Raw genomic sequence first — 22,405 nt, 5'->3', positions numbered from 1 at the left:
ATAAAAAGAAACAGAAATAAAATTTTTTTATTGCAATTTAATTACTATTCTCATTAAATTTAGTAGGTATAAAGAAAACAGAGAACATCAAGGGTCTGTTCTCTGCTATAATTTCAATTAGTGATAGAAATAATTATCTCGTATCAATCAGCTGAATAATCAATTTTTCAATTTCAGTCATATCATAACTATTACCAATATCAGAAAAAATATAGATAAGTTCTTGTTTTTCAGAAATCATGTCACTATAAATATTTGAAAGTAGGATGTCATAATGGCTATCCTCTTTAAAAGCTTCCGCCTTGATTGGGTATTTATGCCCTAAAACATTTGTTAAATGTTGGATAACTAATTCACCAATAAAAGGATTTAATGAATGATAAACACCAATCGAAATTTTCTCTTCATTTAATTCAGCAATGTGGTTCAATATAATCGTATAATGAATTTCAGTGAATTTATTTTTGTAACTGTCTTTTTCACCATCTTGATCAAACTTTTTAGTCGCAATATCCATCAATTCAAAAACTTCATTACCGGAAAAGGGATGACGATGCGCATTGACGATAGACTTTATGGTCCAACTATCAAAAGGCAAAATAAACCCATCGAAATAATATAGTTGAGAATGAAGCTGGAACAATAGATTTTCAATATACAATAATCGAGCGGATGACGCATAACTCGATAAATAGCCTTGTTGCTTTAGATATTTTAAGATCACTTTGTTCATATAGTTTAAATAAGAACTTTGTCTACGTTGTTGTTCTGCTAATCTGAAAGCAAAAGAAGAATTAGGAGAAAAATTGTGCATAGAACAAAAGAAGTCATAAAACATGTATGCTTCATAAATAGTATATGGACGGTCGATTTTTTTCATATATGTATGTAAAGACAAATTGATCTCTTCAAATAACGGTCGGTCAGGATAATCGTAGTTTGGACTAATGACCGGATTAAATTCAGTCGTCTGTCGTCTAAAAGATATTTTCATCCATAATTTGATTTGTAGCACCTCGGTTGGATCAAAGACTAGATTAAGAGACTCTTTTAAAATATCTACAAAACCAAGATATTGATTAGCCGTTTCTTTTTCTAAACTTGATTTGTCTTCAAAAAGAAACCAGAAGAAACTAAAGAAAAAATAGCGAATCTGTTTTTCTTCACCGATTAATTTTCCACGTTTGATTTGAAGTCGAAATTCCTTTAGCAATTCATTTAATTCAGTAATTTTGCGATAATAAGTCGCTGAGCTGATTGCGTAGTTCAGCTGAAAATAATCACAGGTCAATTCCCCTTTATTGAACAGTTGATTGATCATTTGAAATTTAATTGATTTTTCTAGAAAAAGTACAACAACCTTCTTCAATGGGAATGTCGGTTGTTTTTTTAAAAAGATATTTTCACCTTGTAATGTTATTTCAACTTGCTCGCTTACTTGATTCTCTTCCAGAAAACTTTGGAGGAATGACAGATACTCATTCAATGTTGGTAAGCTAATTTGAAATTCGTTGACTAGCTCGTTTTTTGTTGCCTTGCCTTGATTGTTGTATAAAAATAATAATATATCATTCATATAATCGAAGGGCTTTTCTAAAAAATCTCGTTTTAGCATAATAGACACCTCACTTTAAGCATACTTGATTCATAAGAAAATGGCAATACGCATTGTATAAAAAGAAAGTAACTCTTTATTATTATTTCAAAAAAACGAAATTATATATATAATGAAGTGTAATAATTTTTTTAATTTATAATTATGTAATTGCAATGATGGTTTATTCAATTGAAGGGAGAAGAACCATAGTGAAAGTAGTAATTATCGGAGCCTCACATGGAGGGCTTCAAGCTGCGGTAACGATAAAGAAGTTAAATCCTCAAACAGAGGTTGTTTTAATTGAAAAAAGAGGTGAGCTTAGCTTTGTTTCAAGTGGGATTGTTTTGAAATTAAATCAATTAGTCAATGATTTGGACAACGTGAGATACCTTACCTCTGAAGAATTAGAAGAACAAGGTGTAGATGTCTTACTAAACGCAACAGTGACTACAATCGATCCTGATAAAAAAACCATTGCCTACTTGGATACCTCTAAAAAATCACATGAAATCAACTACGAGAAGTTAATCCTTGCAACTGGATCAAATCAATTTTCCACGAACCTAACATTACCAAGTAAAGACAAGGTTACTGTTTTTAAAAGCTATTCAAGCTCTAAGGAAGTGTTGGAAAAATTAGAACATGCAAAATCTATTTCGATTGTTGGTGGTGGATATATCGGTGTAGAATTGTGCGATGCTTTGAGAGGACAAGGCAAAGAAATTCACTTAATTGAAAGTGCTGATTCAGTTCTATTTCGTTATTTAGATAAGGATCTATCTTCATTGATTGAACAAAAAATTCGAGACTCTGGCGTTAAACTTCATTTAAATGAGAGTGTTATTGGCTTTTCAGACACAGACAAAGAGTTGTTTGTCACGAAAACAACAAATGAAGAAATCAGAAATGATTATGTGATCGTAGCTGTCAATGCTCGACCAGATACTACATTAGTAAAGGATTTTCTAGATTTGAATGCAAACGGAACGATTCGTGTTAATGAGCAGATGCAGACAAGTGATCCTGATATTTTTGCTTTGGGTGATGTTATTTCTTATCCTGTCCACAATAGTTATCGTAAATCTTTTATTCCTTTAGTCAATAATGTTGTTCGCAGCGCAACAGTAGCTGCAATGAACGTAATAGGGTATCCGATGAAATATAATAAAACACAAAAAACAACCGCTGCTAACATTTTCGACTGCTACGTTGCAAGTACTGGATTAACCGAAATAGAAGCCAAATTTGAAGGCATCGAAGTTGAAAGTATCTTTTTGACAGTACCATGTCAATTGCCTTACCTTGAATTGCAGGAGGACGTGCATATCAAAATGGTTTTTGAAAAAGGGTCGCACAAATTAATTGGCGCTCAATTGATGTCAGAAAAAGATATTACGCAATCAATCAACACATTATCTTTGGCCATCAACCAAGGAATAACACTTGAAGAATTAGTTACGATGGATTTTTATTTTAACCCAAGCATCAATCAACCGATGGGGATCATTAGTCGGGCAGCCTATGAATTTTTGATTGAAAAGTATAAGATTGAATAAATTTGAAGTAAGGTGCTTTAATTTCTACTATTATTGCTATAATACTTAGAGAATGTGAGGAAGAGAAAGATTCAACTCATATTCCATGAGTAGAGTAAGGTCTGTTGATTAGACTTTACTCTTTTTTTATAAAAATAAGCTGTTACTTTTTTTGCTTTCCTAAAACGGATAAATTCTATAAAAAAGTCTGTAACGAATGACCGCAGGCATAATATTCGTTGATTTCTTTTTTCTTGTTGATTTATATGCAATTGGAAAAAATGGTTTAATAATCTTATTAAGAGGGCAAACGGTTGAGTAAATATTGAAAATTAGCAATATCTGCATAAGGAATTATTTTGCGTTTTGTGATTTTTTCATTTCACAAAAAGTGAAAAATACAATTGTGTCTATGTGTTTGGTTTGTTATACTTATCTTTTATAAATTTAACAAGGAGTGAAAATATGGGGATAAAAAGCAGTCTATCTATAGCAGGAAATATATCCGCTTCTTTTAGCCAATCAGCCAATGCTTTAAACAACATAAAAGGACCAACCAATATCGCGACGAGAACGAACGTGAGGGGCAATGCGAAGGCGAAAGAAACAGCGACAATTTTTGGAAACGATATCAACAAACTCTCAGCTAGTATTGTAGCTACTGGGAAAAATATACACTCTGTTGCAAAGGATTTTTCCGAAATCGACTTAAAAGCATCACATCAATTTCAAGCGAACACATCGCCAATGAGTAGGTGGTTCTAATGACAGAGGTGAGTGACCAAGCAACACTTAAAACGATTCAAGCAGAACAAGAGTTAGTCACAAGAGAAATCCGGACAATAGGTAAACAACTGGAGGACCTTCACTCTATCCATCAAGAAGAACAGCGCTTATATTCTCAAGTGGTTGCAACTTCTTCGCCGGAAGAACGACACTATTTTCAAGATAGAGGTCTGGATAGTCGAGATCAATCAACTAAAGCGCAACAGCGTCTAGCAGATAAAGAAAGAGAATTAAACAAAACGAAAAAGCAGTTGTTGGAAGCGGAAGAAGAAACCTATCGGAAACAACGGAATGCGCTATTGGAGGAAGAAAAGGAGAAGCAGTAAATGGGGTTGAAATTTTATGTTGGTGAAATGCAGGCGCAAGCAAGTGACGCTTCACGAATGAACCAAGAAGCAAATCAAGCAATCGCTTCGCTTCAAAAAAGTATCGCGCAATTTTTATTCGCACCGTTATCAGGAAAAGCCTACGACTCGGCGAAGCGTTATTTCAATGTGGTCTATACACCCATCTGTCGTTCTGTTACTATGACAGGAGAAGCAATGGCAAGTGCCCACAAACGACTGATCAACGAGTATCAAAGTTCCGTTTCAAGTATCGATACAGACGAAGACCAAATCATGAGTCAAATCAACCGATTCGAACAGTTGAAACAACAGTTAGAGCATCAGATGACCGTGTCAAAAGAGGTCCAGCCAAGTTTAGAACGTCGCTATATCAACGCTTGTGAGAGTATTGCCAAAAAAAGAGAACAATTAGAGAAGTTTCATGCTTTTAACGCCCGCTCGGCCAGTTTCTTTTCAGAATACGAAGCTTGCCAACAAGAGCTATCTCGAGGGATAGCGCAAGTCAGTGGATGTAAAGCTTGGAATGGGGCTTCGGGGACATTTGACCTTGGGAAATTAGATATGACCTGGGCAACTTCGATCAATGAACGGTGGAAAAATCGCGCTGAAGCAATCGAAAACAAACGAGCAAAAGAATTTGCGGAAGGGATGAAAGGTCGTTACCATTGTCGTGTCCAACTTGCCACAGGCGCTTACGTATGGATGTGGGTGACTGATCCAAGTAAAGTCACACAAGCAGATGTTCAATTCAATGAAAAATATAAGGAATACCTAGATATTTTGACGAAACCCGAAAAGGGTTTGGTTGACGAGTACTTTCAAACAATTACAGAAGAATTGAAGACAGGGATCAACAAAAAAACTGGGAAGCCATTAACGGATTTAGAAAAAGCGCAACGATGGTCGACCATCGCAAGTGCGATTGCAGCCGTAGCAATTGGTGCTTATTATGGAGGAAAAGGGTTTACTGGCAAAGGGACAAACGCACCCAAAACGCCTACTTTAAAGGGAAATAAAGGCGGTAAGAACTATACACTGGATCGAGGGAAGAATAAAGGGAAAACTGGATATAAGAAACCTAGTGGGGCTAGAAATGTTATTAAAAATAACTTAGGTAAAGAAATAGATATAACTCCTTCTAAAGTTCATACTAAGGTGAATAAAAACCCGGGACCATTTGGTGAACCTAATAGTAGTGTAGATATTTTAGATTCTAAAGGAGAACTTACTACAAGACGATTTTATGATGAAACAGGAAAAGCTATACGTGATGTTGATATGACAAATCATGGTAATCCTAAAAGACATCCTGAGTACCCTCATGAACATAAGTGGAAGTACGATCCTAATGGAAAACCTACTAGAGAATAAAAAATATATATGGAATATGGAGGTTTGTAAATTATGGACTATAAAGAAATGGAAGAAAGCGTAGGTTATGGAGAAGAATACAATTTTTATTATAAGGATAAAGAATTTTGGATTAGTCAAAATTCTGACGGGAATTACTTAACTGAAGTTGGTGGAGAAACTCAAGAGTTTAAAAACCCAGAAGATTTGTTGAAGAATGCACGAATAAATGGGAAGTCTATTAGCGAGATTTGGGAAGAAATAAAAGATCAGTTTTAAAATAAAAAGGCACTTTATCACGAGACTGTTAATCAAGCGATAAGGCCTAAACTCACTAATCAGGTTGCTGATAGCTAATAATATAAAAAAGTGTAATGTATTTGTTTAAAAATACGTTACACTTTTTGATGTTTGACAATTAAAAAATATCCCAGTCTCTTTTCTGAAATTTAAGAACCAAATCACTAATCTCTGTTAGTTCATTTTTAGTCAAGTTAGGTAGGCTTTGAATAATTTCATACTCTTCCTCTGAAGTGATAGTATATTTGGTATCCACACCATCGACAAAAGAAATAGTTGGTATTTGGCCAGCAAGCTTTAAGAAATAGAGGAGGGTATATTGTTGAAAATAAAGAATGAATTATGTGAAGTTTTAGCTAGTGATAACATTTATGAGGAGTCCGTTGAAAATTTTGATATTTTAACTGAGAAAATGAATGATGACTTCATTCCATATCGTATTGAGCAAAATGTAATGATGTGGTTGAACGAAAAAGGTATTATTGGTGAAATAGAGTGTATCTTTCCAATGCAAATAGATGAAAAAATTTCTTTGGTAGAGAGTAAAAATTCTGAGACTAAAGATGGTTTTCCTTTGATAGATATAGAAAGACCTATAGAAGTACCAATAGTAAAAGTTTTTAAAAACAAAGAATATTTTATTTTGTATTTTTCAGAATTGGAAATGTATGATAAAAAAATTAAATCTAAAAATCTTTCTTTTTATGCGAAGGGTGATGAACTGATAGCTATAAAAGCTGAAATTTCATAGTAAAGTGATAGAAGTGCGCATTGTAGTCAAACATTAACTAGTTTACGACTAGAGAATAAGGGTTTTACCCATTATTTTGCTGGATTCTGAGAGTGGAGTAGAAAAGGGTTGAAAAACAAATTTAAATGCTAAAGCAAACGGTGAGTATGTTATGTTGAAAAGGCTCGAGGGACAAGTCAAGGTGCTAGCAATTTCGTAAGTTCCTCGGGCACTAACAAAAAGAAAAACCAAATAAATAAAGTCGATAGCAACGTTAGTAGAGCCTGGCGGTCTATTGGCTTTATTTATTGGGTTTTACAGATTATAAGAGTCATTCTTCTCTCTATTTTCCAACTTCAATGGATGTGTGTGACTGATCCAAGTAAAGTCACACAAGCAGACGTTCAATTCAATGAAAAATACAAAGAATACCTAGATATTTTGACGAAGCCAGAAAAGGGTTTGGTTGACGAGTATTTTCAAACAATTACAGAAGAATTGAAAACAGGGATCAATCAAAAAACAGGGAAACCATTAACGGATTTAGAAAAAGCACAACGTTGGTCGACCATCGCAAGTGCGATCGCAGCCGTAGCAATTGGTGCTTATTATGGAGGAAAAGGGTTTGCTGGCAAAGGGACAAACGCACCCAAAACGCCTACTTTAAAGGGAAATAAAGGCGGTAAGAACTATACACTGGATCGAGGGAAAAATAAAGGGAAAACTGGGTATAAGAAACCAGGTGGGGCTAAAGTACCTAAAGTTAAAATTCCAGAACAAAGTTTGAAACATGCTGATGTTGGAGATTTCACTGTTAATCCTTCTACAGGAAAAGTATCTAAAATGAAAGGTGGCGGTCATGGTCAATCTAACATTGATTTCCTAAAAGAAAAGGGGTTTGAAGTAAATATTGAAAACACTTATCCTAATGGTGTTAGAACTGGAAATGTACCACACCATAAAACACCATCTAAACGTACTGGAACAGGACAATAATGGTTTCCAGAAAATTGGACAAGTAAAGATATAGAGACTGCAGGACAACAGATTGCTAGCCAACCAAACTTTGCAAGTGCTAAAAATGGTGAAGTTATTTTTGGAGATTATAATGGTGTGCGAGTTGGTGTAATAAAAACTGATGGAAAAATTGGAACTATTTTTCCAGATGGTACAAAACAACCATAAATAATTATTTAATTGGGAGAAAAATTATGAATATATCTAATCAAATTAAAGAAAATTTAGAGGAACGAAGAAGTATAAATGAAGAAGATGATTTTGGACTTGAAAAAAGTTGGGCAAACTTGACCAATATTTTATTCATAAGTGAAGATGAAACTATCAATTATTTGAAAAACTGTTCTAAAGAGGATGTGTTATTAATTAGTTCGGTTTTTGATGATGTTTCCGAAAAATTACAAAGTAGGAAATTTATTTCTTGTTTAAGAGAACTTGATAAAAAGTATCCTGATTTGAAATTAACATTTTTTATTGATGATGCTGAAAGTTACATTGAAAATTAAATAAAAAAGGCACTTTACTATCCGATTGGCGTCGAATAGTAAAGCCTTGATTAGTAAGCTGTAACTCACTAATCAAGTTGCCAATAGCTAACAAAAGCTAGCTGTATTTATTGTACAAAAATTCAAAGGACTTTTCTAATCATTTTGACTGTTTTTTTGATGTACAAATCAGCTAAGTTGTAGAATGCTGAAACGGTATGAGTGGGTGAAAAAACACTGATCCGTTTTTTTCGTATATCAAAAAATTGAAGTAGTAAAAAAGATTCAAACAGAAAATAAACAAACCATTAAAGAAATTAGTCATAAAGCTATTTATACTGTGTACATTTGACCTTGGGAAATTAGATATGACCTGGGCCACTTCGATCAATGAACGGTGGAAAAATCGCGCTGAAGCAATCGAAAACAAACGAGCAAAAGAGTTTGCGGAAGGGATGAAAGGTCGTTACCATTGTCGTGTCCAACTTGCCACAGGCGCTTACGTATGGATGTGGGTGACTGATCCAAGTAAAGTCACACAAGCAGATGTTCAATTCAATGAAAAATATAAGGAATACCTAGATATTTTGACGAAACCCGAAAAGGGTTTGGTTGACGAGTACTTTCAAACAATTACAGAAGAATTGAAGACAGGGATCAACAAAAAAACTGGGAAGCCATTAACGGATTTAGAAAAAGCACAACGATGGTCGACCATCGCAAGTGCGATCGCAGCCGTAGCAATTGGTGTCCATTCTAGTATAATGAACGTAGTTAGCTAAGATAGATTTTTTAAATTTCTTTCACATGATTCAAAAAATAGAAAGCAAATCACTTCTACTTATTGTTATTTAAGCTTATAATAAACTAAAATTCTAGGAGGCATAGCCGATGAAAGCAGACGAAAAAAAAGTTTATGACTTCATAATGGATCGAACGAAAGCTGGTCATCAAGAAGACATGAAACAGTTGCTAGCAGAACTGATGGAAAGAAGATCAACGGACAAGCTCGATAAAATGTACCTGATGAGTGTGGTTCCTAGAGCTCTTTCTTATTTAGACCCTGATGCAGTTAATGAAGTAAAAAAAGTAGTGTCAGAGTTTACAGCAAAACGATAAGTTAAAAAATAAAGGCAAGCTGATTCAGGTGGATGAGTTTGTCTTTTTTTTAGGTGTAGGAAATTCCAGATGAAGAAATCAGAATCGAAAAATATCTTAATTCAATCGCATGCAGAAATACATAGAAGAAATCTCTACGACAGTTCAAGAAACCTGTCGTAGAAATAGACAAAAATTGGATTTTTCATTTGTTATTGATAAAATAATTATGCTAAAGTAAATCAGTCATTAAAAAGAGTGGGTGAGCAGGATGAAACATATAAAAAATACATTGAAGTTATTTAAATTAGATTGGCAACGCATTTTTAAAAACCCAATCGCTACATTTTTGATTATTGCACTGATGATTATTCCATCACTTTATGCATGGTTCAATATTGAAGCTTTATGGGATCCTTATGCAAACACAGGAGAGTTACCAATTGCAGTATACAGTGATGATCAAGCAGCATCATTCAAAGGTAAAAAAGTCAATATTGGTGAGGAAGTCTTAAAAAATCTTCATAAAAACAAACAATTGGGTTGGCGGTTCGTCGATTCTAAAGAAGAACTAGACAAGGGCGTACGATCAGGTAAATATTATGCTGGTATTTATCTACCCAAAGATTTCTCCAAAGATTTGTTAAGTTTTACGACAGGGGAAATCACTAAGCCTAAAATAGACTATTCAATCAATGAGAAGATCAACGCAATTGCACCAAAAATTGCGGAAAAGGGCGCGACTTCTTTACAAGCACAAATCACTGATGAATTTACTAAAACAGCTAGTGGGACATTGGTCAAGGTTTTTAATGATATTGGCTACAACTTAGATTCTAATTTAGTCAGTATCACAAAAGTAAAAAACATGATTCTTTCAACAGATGAAAACATGGCTCAAATCGATAAATACACACAAGAAGTTGTAGCATTACACGGGAAAATGCCAGAACTAAAAACAAAATTGGCGAAAGCAAATGAGTTTGTTGAATATTTGCCAGAAGTCGATGCATTAGGAGCGAAATTAGTTGATTTAAATAATAAGATGCCGACGATCAAAGAACAAGCGAAAGTTATTTTAACGTTGCAAGAAAAAATTCCGGAAATTCAAAATGCTGGTAAACAATTAGCGATGATCGATGATGATTTTGCTTCTGTTGAACAAACGATGAATGAAGGGATCGAAGAAGCGAAACAAGGCTTAACGATTATTCAACAAGTTCAAACTGCACTACCAGATATTGAAAAACTTGGAAATCAAGCAGATCAATTAGCGACTGCCACGAGTGAAGGGGCAACGAAATTGCAAGAGGCACTACCAGGCATTACAAGTAGTATGAAAGTGACCTTACAAGCAATTGGAACAATCAGTTCTAGCGTTTCATCTGTTGTCGAGCAACTACGAGACAATCGTTTGACACCTGACGAGCGCGAAATGCTGAAACAACAATTGTCAGCTAGTCTAGGAAAACAGCAAGTGGTTGTTCAACAATTGATCCAAACGTTGACACAGATTCAAGAATCCGCTGGAAATCAAGAGTTACAGCCTACTATTGATAAGTTAACAACAATTAGTAATATGATTTCAGATTTAAAAGTCAAAGTGGATAATTTAGATGTAAATGCTATTACAGATGCTGACTTAGAAGCGATTCAAAATGCAGCCAATGAAATTGCTACAACCGCATCAAGTATTGATGTTGAGGCGGTTTCAACGATGGTCAATGATATCTTAACGAAACTGATCGCAACAATTAGTACCGCTCAAGGACTCCTTGATAAAGCAAAACAAATAGACTTTGCTTCATTATTAAACGCAACACAAGGTACTGTTTCAAATGCAATCGGCATTTTAGAAAAATACCAAGCAGAGTTACCTGCAATTAAACAAGAAGTTCATGATGCCAATGTTTTATTGAACGGCCATATGGATACAATCGTAAATGGGATCAACAAAGGTGCCGACCTTTACAATAACGAATTGCCTGTAATAGAAGATAAACTTGGATTAGCAGCAAATTTCATTCAAAATGATTATCCAGGAATCAGAAATAATATCACAGATACATTGAATACGGTCAATGACAAAATGCCGGATTTAGAGTCTGCATTAGATAAAGCCAATGACTTAGTTCAAAACGATTGGCCAACCATCAAAACTGGGGTGCGTAAAGCCGCTGAAGCAATCCGAAAAGGTGAAAAGGATGTAGACCTTGGTCAAGTGATAAAACTGTTTAAACTTGACGCCAATGCTGAAAGTGACTTCTTCTCGAAACCCGTAGAAATATCTGAAGATAAAATTTATCCTATTGCAAATAATGGCTCAGCGAGTACACCGTTTTATACAGCTTTGTGTTTATGGGTCGGCGCAGTGTTGTTTTCAAGCGTTGCAACAACCGATTTTTATTTAGACGAAAAGGACCGCACGAAATATTCTAAACGAGAACAATTTTCTGCAAGAATGTTGACATTCTTAGTCATGGGATTAGCACAAGCGTTGATTGTGACGTTAGGAAATTATTTCTTATTAGGTGTAGATGTAAGACAACCTTTTTATAGTGTCTTGTTCGCCTTATTGATCGCTTTCGCCTTTATGATGATTGTTTACGTTTTAGTAGCGCTGTTCGGAAACGTCGGAAAAGGAGCTGCGATCATTATATTAGTACTGTCTATTTCTGGCGGTGGCGGGAATTATCCAATACAAGTGTCTGGTAAATTCTTCCAGTTTATTAATCCGTTTTTACCATTTACCTATGCGGTGAATTTATTGCGAGAATCGGCAGGAGGAATTTACTGGCCAAACGCGTGGAAAGCAATTATCATTTTAAGTGGTATTGCGATCGTTTTCTGTGTATTAGGGATTTTCTTATATCCGTATGTCGAGGAAAAAACGAAGAAATTAGAGAAGGTCTCTCATGAGAGTCGTATCTTCCACTAAAATAGTGTAGTTATTTATAGCAAAAGAGTGAGGCAACTTTGGAATAAGTTTGCTTCACTCTTTTGCTATTTTGTGATAAACAGGACATAATAGAGACAAGCTTCCTCTTTTCAAGGTGCCCCTAACAAAAAAGAAAAGACCTCCAAGCATTCAAATCGGGGCTTTCTAAACAATAAAAAGTCGCTAATAAAAGTCGTTTTTCACTATACAAATTTTTGAAATCATTTTATAGTTTTGAAATATGCTAAAAACGAGGTAGGGATTATGATGATAAATTTTTTAATTGGTCGTTTTGAAAAAAAGCAACAAAAAAGTTCAGATATTCGAACAGCATTTGGGATTTTTGCTGGAATCGTAGGATTATTATCTAACATGCTACTCTTTGTCAGTAAATTTTTGATAGGGTTGATTTCCGGTAGTGTGTCGATCATGGCAGATGCAATGAACAACTTGTCAGATACAGTATCATCTGTTTTGACCTTAGTCGGTTTTTATATTTCTGGTAAGCCAGCAGATGAAGAACATCCATATGGTCATGAACGATTCGAATACATCAGTGGTATGTTGGTTTCTTTACTGATTACATTTGTCGGTTTTCAATTTTTTATGACATCGATCGATCGGATCAAAAATCCGCAAAGTATTACAGTTACTCCAGTAATTTTGATTATTTTAGTTTTATCGATATTGATCAAAGTGTGGCAAAGTGTTTTTTATCAGCGTGTTGCTAAAAAAATTGACTCCAATACACTAGTTGCAACGGCTAAAGATAGTTTAAATGATGTATTTACGACGATTGCTGTATTAGTTTCAGCTACAGTTGAAGGAGTGACGGGATTAAAGATCGATGGAATCGTGGGATTGGTCATTGCTTGCTACATTATTTTTAGTGGCCTTCAGTTGATTCGAGAATTTGTAAATGAGTTGATGGGGTTACGCCCTAATCAAGCAGCAATCGATGAAATGAAGCTGTATTTATCGTCTGTTTCAGAAATTGTAGGATACCATGATTTATTGATTCATCAGTATGGACCAAGTAAAATGTTTGCTTCTGTACATATTGAAATCGATGACCGTTGGGATTTAACAAAGGCTCATGAAACAATCGACGAGATCGAAAATAAATTTAAAAAGCAGTTGGGTGTAGAACTCGTTTGTCATATCGATCCGGTAAATTTACATGATCAAAGGCAACAGTTTATTCATCAAGAGCTGAAAAAGGTTATTAAAGGAATTAGTGACGAGTTAAAGGGACATGATATTCGTTTAGTGGATCATGGTGGAAAACCGCGCATTTTATTCGACTTAGTTGTCCCAAATCATTTTAAAGGAACCGATCAAGAATTAAAGATTCGTCTACAAGAGCAAGTCTATAGAAATATTGGCGATTATATAGTAGAAATAACGTTTGATCACAATTACCTATTGTAGAGGTCTCTATAATGATGAAAAAAAGAATATATATATAATTTTTCTCAAAAATTATATATATATAGTTATTTTATATAAAAAAATGAGAAAAACAAAAGCTCCTAACATGTTAATATAGATGAGGACTTGTTAGGGGGAAATAGAAAAATGGATACAAATTTATTGATGGTTCTATATTTTTTAGTGATAGTGATTGTTGTTTTAACATTGGTGATTATCAGAGACAAACAATTGTTACAGAATTTATTAGAAAAAAAAGAGAGAAAACAAGAAAAAATTACGGATTTGAAATTAGAAAAAGTTCGTTTAAAGCATATAATAAAAATGCAAGATGAAACAATTTCTCATATGTTGATGTCAAATACGCAGTATTCTAAACCAGTGGGACTGGGTTATCTGAATCGAGATGCTTCAGAAGAATCTGCTATTCAAGAATGGCACTTGGATGAATATGAAAGTATGAACCGAGAGTATTATCAATAAAAACAGTGACGAAGAGCTGACGTAAAATGTTGTGAGGCGGCTGGGACAGAAGCGCTTATTTCCGAAGGGATTGCTTCTTCTCCCACCATTTATTCGTATTTAGGGTGTGATACAAAAGTGATTTTTACTTTTGTATCACACCCTTTTTACTATGGCAAAATAGGATAGTAAATTTAAAATACCAAGTAGTTCAAGCGTATCTTCTTAATGAAGGAGAGACTCCTTTGGCAACGAAGTTGGTAATAGAAAAAATTTTAACAATATAAAAAGGGCGGATTTCTCCACTCCTAAAACAGTCTAACTTTTAGAGTACACAACAAAATAGTTATCACTCAGTCGCTTTTTTACTTTTAAAGTCTGTACGAATATTGTTTAGACGTTTTTAGTAAGGTTTAAGAAATGGTTTGTTCTTTTTCTATTAACGCCGAGAAAAGAAGGGAAGACGAACTATTTTTTTTAAAATAACATTCTTGTTATAATGAAGAAAATCAACGGACTGAGAGTTTCTTTAATGGATAAAGAAAGAGTGATAAATTTTTTAATAGTTTAACATGAAAATAATTGACAATCCCAATTTATGAGCGTAGCATATGTCATTGTTTGTGGAAAAAATACAAATTTTTCCTACTAATAGGTTATAAAAAAATAGAGAAGGAGAGGGGAAAAAGTGGACTATTTAAAACGATTATTCATCGGAAAACCATTGAAATCTACTGAAAATGATGAACATAAATTAAGTCGATTTGCAGCATTGGCTTTGTTGTCATCAGATGCATTGTCTTCAATTGCTTATGGTACAGAACAAATAGTTGTTGTACTTGTTACACTGTCTGCTGCTGCTATATGGTATTCACTACCGATTGCTGCTTTTGTTATTATTTTACTTATATCATTAACGTTATCTTATCGGCAAATCATTCATGCGTATCCTCATGGCGGTGGAGCTTACGTTGTTAGTAGTGAAAATTTGGGAAAAAATGCAGGTCTAGTGGCTGGTGGTTCACTGTTAGTTGACTACATGTTAACGGTTGCTGTTTCGGTTTCTGCAGGAGCTGAGGCGATCATTTCGGCGGTACCGGCTTTATACGGTCACCAAGTCGCAATTTCGATTGTCATTGTTTTGTTGATTATGTTGATGAATTTACGGGGATTGAGAGAATCCGCTAGTTTTTTGATGTTGCCTGTTTATAGTTTTATTGCCGTGATTACACTGCTCATTGCAACAGGTTTAGTTAAGATCTTTACAGGTGCCGTACCATTACATGCGACCGCAATTCCAGGAACCGTTGTACCAGGTATCACGATTGCGTTGATTTTACGAGCATTCTCATCTGGTTCATCTTCTTTAACGGGGGTTGAAGCAATTAGCAATGCCGTGCCATTTTTCAAAAAGCCTCGAGCAAAAAATGCGGCTGGAACATTAACAATGATGGCGGCAATTTTAGGATTTTTCTTTGTCGGCATCACGTTCATAAACTATTGGTATGGAATCGTCCCAAAAACTGAAGTAACTGTGCTAGCTCAAATCGGGAAAGCGGTTTTTGGACAGAATATTCTTTATTATGTACTGCAATTTTCTACAGCGTTGATTTTAGCTGTTGCTGCTAATACGGGATTTTCAGCTTTTCCAGTACTCGCATACAATCTAGCAAAAGATAAATTTATGCCCCATATGTATATGGATCGGGGAGATCGTTTGGGTTACTCAAATGGGATTTTGACTTTGGCAGCTGGATCGGTTGTTTTGTTATTGATTTTTCAAGGGTCGACGGAACGATTGATTCCGCTGTATTCCATTGGTGTGTTTATTCCGTTTGCTTTATCTCAGACAGGGATGGTTCTTAAATGGCGGAAAGAGACTGAAAAATGGTTATCAAAATCGATTGCTAATATTGTCGGTGCGTTTATTTCTTATGCGATTATCGTTATTTTATTCATGTATCGTTTAGGCGATATCTGGCCATTCTTTATTATTATGCCTGTTTTGATTTTTGTTTTTTACAGTATCCATGCTCATTATCAAAATGTAGCTGAACAATTGCGCTTAGAGGAAACTGTGAAGCAACAGGAATTTTATGGCAATACAGTCATCGTTTTAGTTGGGAATGCGACTCAGGCAAATGTGGGAGCTGTAAATTATGCTCGTTCGATCGGTGATTATGTGGTTGCGATGCATGTGTCATTAGATGAAAATGTCGCAAAAGAAAAGGAAATTGAAGCAGAATTTAAGCGACATTTTCCTGATATTCGTTTTTCTGTCGTTCATTCATCTTATCGGTCGATTACGAACCCTATTCTTCGTTATGTTGATTTGGTGAGTAAAAATTCAGCGAAGCGACAGTATACGACGACGGTGTTGATCCCGCAATTTGTCCCTAATCGACGTTGGCAAAATATTTTGCATAATCAGACGAGTTTACGTTTACGTCTACGGTTATCTTGGCGAGAAAATATTGTTGTCGCAACGTATAGTTATCATTTGAAGAAATAGAAACAGAGCAAGTAAGAATAGTTAACATTCTTACTTGCTCTGTTTGTCAAATTCTAGGAATGTTTACTCGCTGGATCTAATCGGCGTTCGATCATGCCTAATATCCAGTCTGTAATGATAGCCATTAAAGCCGTTGGCAATGCTCCAACAAGGATAATTGCGGTACCATCTGTGGCATTTGTTCCGCGAATAATAATATCGCCAAGACCGCCGGCACCTACAAAAGCACCAATTGCTGTGATTCCAATCGCCACAACTAAAGCATTACGAATCCCTGCCATAATTACAGAAACGGAGAGTGGCAATTCCACCATATAAAGTCGTTGCCATTTTGTCATCCCCATGCCTTTACCGACATCTAAAATATTTCGATCAACTTGAATCATCCCAGTATAGGTATTCTTAATGATCGGTAAAAGAGAATAGAGAAAGACTGTAACAATAACGGTATTCACTCCAAGGCCAAGACCTAGCATCAAAATAGAGAGCATTGCTAGGGAAGGAACTGTTTGAATTAAGTTTGCGATACTCACGACCCAACCAGCCATTTTTCTTCTTCGAGCAATGAAAATACCAATTGGGATTCCTACGATTGCAGCAAATAATACACCGTAGATGGAAATTAAGAAATGCCGAACAAATTGACTCAAAACATAACTACCGTTTTGCTCAAAGTAATAGAAAAACTGTTGTAGTAAATTCATATCTTGTAGATTCTGCATTATTTCCCACCTCCTTCAGATTCGAAGAAATGGTGTTCTTTTAAGAAGTTTTCCGCAACTGTTGCTGGTTCCATTAAATCGTTGTCTGCTTGATAATTTAGTTTTTGCATTGTTTCTGTCGAAATTTTTCCTGAAAGTTTAGCAATGACATCGTTCAATTCAGGATGTTTTTCTAAGAGTTCATCCGTTGCAACGGCACAGGCATCGTAAGGTGGGAAGAAGTGAAGGTCATCTTCTAAAATAACTAAATCATAACTGCCAATCCGGCCATCTGTTGAATACCCTAAAACAACGTCCATCTTATTAGCCGCAACAGCATCATAAACTAAACCGATTTGCATAGGAAAAACACGTTTGAAGTCAAAGCCATATGTTTCAGTAAATCCTTTATACCCATCGCCTTTACGGTCGATCCAAGAGGTGTCAACGCCAGCGGTCAATTGATCACCAACTTTTTTAAGGTCGCTGATGGTTTTTAAATTGTATTTTTTTGCTGTTTCTTGTGTGACCATAAATGCATAGGTATTAGCAAATCCATAAGAATTAAACCATTTTTGTTGGAATCTTTTTTGAAACTCTTTTTGCACGACATCAAACGCTTTTTTAGGATCTTTGATTGGTTCCATGTTTAAGGTAGTCGTCAAATCGGTTCCGGTATAACGAGCTGCTGAAATTTGAGCATCTCCGTTCATCATTGCTTGATGATTGATCGTAGTTGTTGCTAAATTGTTGATGATCGTCGTTTTTTCATCTGTATAATGTTCGATCATGCCAGCAACTAAACTTGCTAGTATTTGCGCTTCTGATGTAATTCCACCAGTAATGGAAATCGTAGAATCATCGGAATTAGAAGCAAGCCCAGGTAAAGAACAACCAGATAAAAGCAATGCGCTAAAAAATGTTATGAGTAATAATTTTAATTTACGTTTCATCATTCTGCCTCCCTTAATGCTTTAGGAGTTAATTTCTTCTCTAACAGACCCAATAATAAGTCTGCAGCTAAAGCTAAAATAGTAACAGGAATGGTTCCCGCAAAAATCAAATCAGGTTGATAATTATTTAATCCGCTGAAAATGAAGTCTCCGAGACCACCAGCACCAATGTAAGAAGCGAGCGTTGCCCATGCAATGACATACACTGCAGCTAGGCGAATTCCGGCCATGATCGTTGGCATAGCGATAGGTAACTCAACCATGAAAATCGATTGCACATTTGTCATGCCCATTCCTTTGGCAGCATCTTTATAATCAGAACTTACTTCTTTGATCCCAATATACGTATTTCTTAAAATAGGTAATAGAGAGTAGATAAGTAACGCAATGATTGCTGGAATTTTACCAACACCAAAGATCGGAATCATCAATGCAAGTAGTGCCAATGAAGGAACGGTCTGTAAGGCACTTGTTAAACCAATGACAATGGCAGCCGTTCTTTTTGTTCTCGTCAACAAGATTCCAATTGGGACAGCAAACAAAATTCCTAAGATAAGTGCGACACCAGAAATAAAAATATGTTCACCGATTTTAGTGACAAGTTCATTTCCTCTTTCTAAAAGAAACTGATTCATTTTGCTACACCTCCGCTTGAGGTTGTTTGACATCAGTTGATTCTATTTCACTTGTAAATGGAGTGGTTTCTTCTGTTTCTTCTTCACCCCAGATAACATCATACACAATGTCTACTAAAGAAGCTCTAGTTAGAATTCCAACGACTTTTTGTCGGTCATCAACAACGGGAACATATTTTAGTCCACGTTTTAAAATTCGTTGCAGGGTATCGCGTAATAATGAGGATTTTTTTACAAAGAATACTTTAGGATTCATGATATCGCTGACACTTGTCGCGGTATTCCTACGGCGGTCAATCGTTTCAACGTCAATAAAGCCTTTTAGGACGCCTGCGCCATCCACCACTAAGAGTGTATCAACACGTTTTTCTCTCATTAGTTTGATTGCTTCTGACAATGATTTTTCCGGGGTGATCGTGATAGCGTTATTTAGCATGACTTCACCAACTGTAGTGATATCTGGTTTAGCCTGGATCAAGCGATCTTCACCGATCAACTCTTCGACAAATTCATTGACTGGATGACGTAAGATATTGTCTGGTGTATCAAATTGAATGACTTTCCCTTCGCTCATGATGGCAATTCGATTCGATAATTTTAATGCTTCATCCATATCGTGGGTAACAAACACAATGGTTTTTCCTAAACGTTCTTGTAAATCTTTAACTAAATCTTGTAAAGAGTCTCTTGTGATTGGATCTAAAGCTCCAAAAGGTTCATCCATCAAGATAATATCCTGATTCGCTGCAAGAGCGCGGACAACACCGATTCGTTGTTGCTGACCTCCGGATAGCTCATTGGGATAACGATCTAGCATTTCTCTAGGGAGTTCAACTAAATCAATCATTTTTTCTGCGATTTTATTTCGTTCTTCTAGGTCAACTTTTAATAACTTCGGTACAAGAACGATATTTTCTCTAATCGTCATGTGTGGCATCAAGCCGATATTTTGAATGACATAGCCAATTTTTCTGCGTAATTCTACTGGATTAATTGTTTGAATATCTTCACCATTGATCATGATTTTTCCTTTTGAAGGATCAGTCATTCGATTAATCATCCGCATAGAGGTTGTTTTACCACTTCCGCTAGTTCCGATAAAGCAGATAAACTCCCCTTTATTAAAAGACAGATTGACGTCATCTACAGCGATTTTACCGCCTTTGTAAATTTTTGAAACATGTTGAAATTCGATCAACTTTCTCACCCCAAATTCTTTTTTCTGTGTCTCATTCTTTAAATGATTGCAGTGTTTCCTAACAAACGTTTCTACTACTAGTATGCTACAAAATAACGATTTGGACAAATCAGATGTTTTTTTTGTCATTTTAAATTAAAATTTGTGAGAAAATTACTCGATTTTACCAACGAATTTGGGAGTAAAGAATAGTGAGCGTGATTAGGGAACTATTATTCTATTGACAATAGTAGGGAACCTTAGTATATTTATGATGAGCATCTACTGTTTTATGAATAATAGAGTAGGGAAGGAGCATGAAATTTAAAGAAATAGTTTAAGATAGTTGGTGTGTAGGGTCATTTAATAGTAGTTAACCTGTAAAAATGGTTCGATTGCGTATGATTATGTTAGTGGGTAACGTTACGGTTACCTTTAAGATGCAGAACTTTTCACGTAAGTGTTACTATCATAAGGTAGATCTGATTTACTCAAAAATAGAAAAGATACAAAAAAAGACAGTAATTAATAGCATAAAAGGAGTTTATTAAGCACATGAAAATTAAGAGAATAGTTATAATCTTTGCTTTAATAGTTGTTATTTTGACTGGATGCGCAAAGAATGCAGATCCGAAAGATGTTGCCACAACTTTTATCAATAATGTCATTTATGATACAGATAATGAAGAGGCAGAAAAGTACTTCTATCAATTAGATGCGCCTAGTCAGAACGATCTGATTCAGGATTTCTCTGAATTATTCGATGTTTCAAAAGAACAAGCAAAGGACTTGGTAGAAATTTATCAAGAACGATTGGATGAAGAAACCAGCTTTTCTGTAAAAATGAAAGACAGTTCCTCAAATAAGTATAAAGCACAAGTAAAAGTGACAGGTTTAGATCAGAGAGCGTTTAATCAGACTTTGGATAAGAAGACAGATGAAGAATTAGTAAAGTGGTTAAGAGATAAAGGGTATGACACGGTCAAACATATAGAAGACATAGACAAAATTTCTGATGAAAAGCAATTAAAAGGCATTTTAAATGAATTAAACGAACTAACAGAGAAAGACCATAATCAACTTCAATTTGAGGCACTAAAAGAAGCGTTTAAAGAATTGAAAGCATCCAAAGAAACGAAGACGATTTATTTAGAATTGGAGCCGGATAAGAAAGAAAAAAAATATTGGATCATTGTAGATGAAGAGAAACGATACGGAGAACTATTGGATGCTTTTCAAGGATAATTTGATAAAAAATATAGTGATTAAGGGGAAATTAGAATGAAAAAATTTATAGTATTTTGTTTGGCTCTTTTTATCGTTGGTGTGGGAATGTCTCAGACAATCAATACCGCGAATGCTACATTTTCAAAAGATGAGGAAGTTAAGGAACGTTTTGCTTTAAAAAGAGAACATCTTGCTGAAGTCGTATCAAGAAAGATTACTCATGTTGAAAATTCAATTAAGAAAAAGTTAGAGGCAAAAGAAACAAAACGAGCCCAAAAAAAGCAACAAGAGGAAGCGAAAAAAGTAGAAGAGGAACAAGCTGCTAATCAGAAAGCTCTGAAAGAGACAGAAAAAGAATCAGCGGCAAGTCAACAAGCAGTAGAGGAGACACCACCTCTATCGCCAGAAAATACAGAAGGAACCGAGGCCGTTTCTGGTGCGTCAGCTAATGGACAAGAAATAGGACGGAGAAACAGAGAGTGGGGCGAGCAGTTAAGCGATCCTAATTTGACACCGGAAGAACGTCAAGGTATCATTCAAGAGAAAAAGAATTACAACCGCTATAACCACTGATAGAAGGCCAAACCTTTTTTGTTCTAAAGCATAAATCATTTTGTAGCAGGACTGATTTTCAACGTTTTGAGAAGCTAGACTTTACTTATTAAGGAGAACGTTTTTTTCTAGAAGAATCGTAAAGATTGGCATCTTACTAACTGGTGTTGTAATCGGTCTATTTCAGTAGATACTTATAAGAGATAGCGGGTAATTTTGTCAATCAAAACTGTGATAAGGGGATTGAGCGATGAGGGCTTCTAGCCAGTTTAAAAAAGGTGCTTTAGAAATGTGTGTGCTTCATCTTATTCAAAAAGAAGATAGATATGGATATGAATTAACACAACGAGTGAATCAGTTTATACCTATTACTGAAGGCGCGCTTTATCCCGTTTTACGTCGATTAGTCAAGGAATCCTATTGTGATATCTATACAAAAGAATCACCTGATGGTCCATCCAGAAAATACTATAAAATGACTGACAAAGGAAAAGAATACTTGAAAGTTTTAGAAAGTGATTGGGATGATTTCGTTGAACAAGTAAGTAAACTAAGGGAGGCAGAATAGTACA

22 protein-coding genes and 1 pseudogene are annotated in these 22,405 nt (G+C 35.3%); 18 read left to right on the top strand and 5 right to left on the bottom strand.

The window, feature by feature from the left end:
• Positions 1-133: 133 nt before the first annotated feature.
• Complete coding sequence (locus AC1PU0_RS13985; protein WP_069653648.1) at positions 134-1,615, bottom strand: AcpB/EbpR/MafR family transcriptional regulator; 1,482 nt, start codon at positions 1,613-1,615, stop codon at positions 134-136.
• A gap of 191 nt (positions 1,616-1,806) precedes the next feature.
• Between AC1PU0_RS13985 and AC1PU0_RS13980 the strand changes: the two genes are divergently transcribed.
• The 15 genes and pseudogenes from AC1PU0_RS13980 (at position 1,807) to AC1PU0_RS13910 (ending at position 16,588) form a co-directional block, all read left to right on the top strand.
• Positions 1,807-3,153: an FAD-dependent oxidoreductase gene (locus AC1PU0_RS13980; RefSeq protein WP_069653649.1), complete on the top strand. Its 1,347-nt coding sequence runs from the start codon at positions 1,807-1,809 to the stop codon at positions 3,151-3,153.
• 444 nt (positions 3,154-3,597) lie between these two features.
• Positions 3,598-3,897 carry a TIGR04197 family type VII secretion effector gene (locus AC1PU0_RS13975; RefSeq protein ID WP_479998495.1) on the top strand — a complete coding sequence of 100 codons (300 nt, stop codon included), beginning with the start codon at positions 3,598-3,600 and terminating at the stop codon, positions 3,895-3,897.
• A complete protein-coding gene (locus tag AC1PU0_RS13970; RefSeq protein ID WP_479998494.1) occupies positions 3,897-4,244 on the top strand; it encodes a hypothetical protein in 348 nt (115 codons plus the stop codon). The genes AC1PU0_RS13975 and AC1PU0_RS13970 overlap by 1 nt, the downstream gene beginning before the upstream one ends.
• Positions 4,245-5,636 carry a T7SS effector LXG polymorphic toxin gene (locus AC1PU0_RS13965; RefSeq protein ID WP_479998493.1) on the top strand — a complete coding sequence of 464 codons (1,392 nt, stop codon included), beginning with the start codon at positions 4,245-4,247 and terminating at the stop codon, positions 5,634-5,636. It abuts the gene before it with no gap.
• 33 nt (positions 5,637-5,669) lie between these two features.
• The gene (locus AC1PU0_RS13960) at positions 5,670-5,894 is read left to right on the top strand and encodes a hypothetical protein (RefSeq protein WP_206850772.1); all 225 of its coding nucleotides are present in this window, start codon (positions 5,670-5,672) and stop codon (positions 5,892-5,894) included.
• Between the two features lie 343 nt (positions 5,895-6,237).
• Positions 6,238-6,666, top strand: a complete 429-nt coding sequence (locus AC1PU0_RS13955) for a hypothetical protein (protein ID WP_206850770.1) — start codon at positions 6,238-6,240, stop codon at positions 6,664-6,666.
• 348 nt (positions 6,667-7,014) lie between these two features.
• On the top strand, positions 7,015-7,641 hold the full coding sequence (locus tag AC1PU0_RS13950) for a hypothetical protein (RefSeq protein ID WP_479998492.1): 627 nt from the start codon (positions 7,015-7,017) through the stop codon (positions 7,639-7,641).
• A 12-nt stretch (positions 7,642-7,653) separates the two neighbouring features.
• Positions 7,654-7,830, top strand: a pseudogene (locus tag AC1PU0_RS13945) (EndoU domain-containing protein); the annotation flags it as partial.
• Positions 7,831-7,856: 26 nt separating this feature from the next.
• Positions 7,857-8,168 (top strand): hypothetical protein, encoded by a 312-nt coding sequence (locus AC1PU0_RS13940; protein WP_479998491.1) that lies wholly within the window; start codon positions 7,857-7,859, stop codon positions 8,166-8,168.
• A gap of 347 nt (positions 8,169-8,515) precedes the next feature.
• Positions 8,516-8,929 carry a hypothetical protein gene (locus AC1PU0_RS13935; protein ID WP_479998490.1) on the top strand — a complete coding sequence of 138 codons (414 nt, stop codon included), beginning with the start codon at positions 8,516-8,518 and terminating at the stop codon, positions 8,927-8,929.
• Positions 8,930-9,038: 109 nt separating this feature from the next.
• The gene (locus tag AC1PU0_RS13930; RefSeq protein WP_206836199.1) at positions 9,039-9,266 is read left to right on the top strand and encodes a hypothetical protein; all 228 of its coding nucleotides are present in this window, start codon (positions 9,039-9,041) and stop codon (positions 9,264-9,266) included.
• A 250-nt stretch (positions 9,267-9,516) separates the two neighbouring features.
• Complete coding sequence (locus tag AC1PU0_RS13925; protein WP_479998489.1) at positions 9,517-12,183, top strand: YhgE/Pip domain-containing protein; 2,667 nt, start codon at positions 9,517-9,519, stop codon at positions 12,181-12,183.
• Positions 12,184-12,450: 267 nt separating this feature from the next.
• Complete coding sequence (locus AC1PU0_RS13920) at positions 12,451-13,614, top strand: cation diffusion facilitator family transporter (RefSeq protein ID WP_181429537.1); 1,164 nt, start codon at positions 12,451-12,453, stop codon at positions 13,612-13,614.
• A 147-nt stretch (positions 13,615-13,761) separates the two neighbouring features.
• Positions 13,762-14,097 carry a hypothetical protein gene (locus tag AC1PU0_RS13915; RefSeq protein WP_069653863.1) on the top strand — a complete coding sequence of 112 codons (336 nt, stop codon included), beginning with the start codon at positions 13,762-13,764 and terminating at the stop codon, positions 14,095-14,097.
• A 667-nt stretch (positions 14,098-14,764) separates the two neighbouring features.
• A complete protein-coding gene (locus AC1PU0_RS13910) occupies positions 14,765-16,588 on the top strand; it encodes an amino acid permease (RefSeq protein ID WP_206850678.1) in 1,824 nt (607 codons plus the stop codon).
• Positions 16,589-16,641: 53 nt separating this feature from the next.
• On the opposite strand, the gene AC1PU0_RS13905 is transcribed toward AC1PU0_RS13910, so the two are convergent.
• From AC1PU0_RS13905 to AC1PU0_RS13890, 4 genes are read right to left on the bottom strand one after another with little or no spacing between them, the layout of a single operon-like run.
• Complete coding sequence (locus AC1PU0_RS13905) at positions 16,642-17,310, bottom strand: ABC transporter permease (protein WP_069653861.1); 669 nt, start codon at positions 17,308-17,310, stop codon at positions 16,642-16,644.
• Positions 17,310-18,245, bottom strand: coding sequence for an osmoprotectant ABC transporter substrate-binding protein (locus AC1PU0_RS13900; RefSeq protein ID WP_277989361.1), 936 nt, complete (start codon positions 18,243-18,245; stop codon positions 17,310-17,312). Before AC1PU0_RS13900 ends, AC1PU0_RS13905 begins: the two co-directional genes overlap by 1 nt.
• Positions 18,242-18,877: an ABC transporter permease gene (locus AC1PU0_RS13895; protein WP_069646389.1), complete on the bottom strand. Its 636-nt coding sequence runs from the start codon at positions 18,875-18,877 to the stop codon at positions 18,242-18,244. Before AC1PU0_RS13895 ends, AC1PU0_RS13900 begins: the two co-directional genes overlap by 4 nt.
• A gap of 4 nt (positions 18,878-18,881) precedes the next feature.
• Positions 18,882-20,075, bottom strand: coding sequence for a betaine/proline/choline family ABC transporter ATP-binding protein (locus AC1PU0_RS13890; protein ID WP_242596661.1), 1,194 nt, complete (start codon positions 20,073-20,075; stop codon positions 18,882-18,884).
• Positions 20,076-20,609: 534 nt separating this feature from the next.
• On the opposite strand from AC1PU0_RS13890, the gene AC1PU0_RS13885 reads away from it, so the two are divergent.
• The 3 genes from AC1PU0_RS13885 to AC1PU0_RS13875 all read left to right on the top strand — a co-directional run bounded on the left by AC1PU0_RS13885 (position 20,610) and on the right by AC1PU0_RS13875 (position 22,401).
• Positions 20,610-21,299 carry a hypothetical protein gene (locus AC1PU0_RS13885; protein ID WP_069653857.1) on the top strand — a complete coding sequence of 230 codons (690 nt, stop codon included), beginning with the start codon at positions 20,610-20,612 and terminating at the stop codon, positions 21,297-21,299.
• A gap of 36 nt (positions 21,300-21,335) precedes the next feature.
• The gene (locus tag AC1PU0_RS13880; RefSeq protein WP_479998488.1) at positions 21,336-21,854 is read left to right on the top strand and encodes a hypothetical protein; all 519 of its coding nucleotides are present in this window, start codon (positions 21,336-21,338) and stop codon (positions 21,852-21,854) included.
• Between the two features lie 229 nt (positions 21,855-22,083).
• Positions 22,084-22,401: a PadR family transcriptional regulator gene (locus tag AC1PU0_RS13875; protein ID WP_206850685.1), complete on the top strand. Its 318-nt coding sequence runs from the start codon at positions 22,084-22,086 to the stop codon at positions 22,399-22,401.
• Positions 22,402-22,405 lie beyond the last annotated feature (4 nt).

It is taken from the genome of Enterococcus sp. XAF26B05_ASV22 (assembly GCF_056727285.1).
The sequence above is the reverse complement of the archived record's forward strand: the minus strand, read 5'-3'. Positions and strand labels throughout refer to the sequence as shown.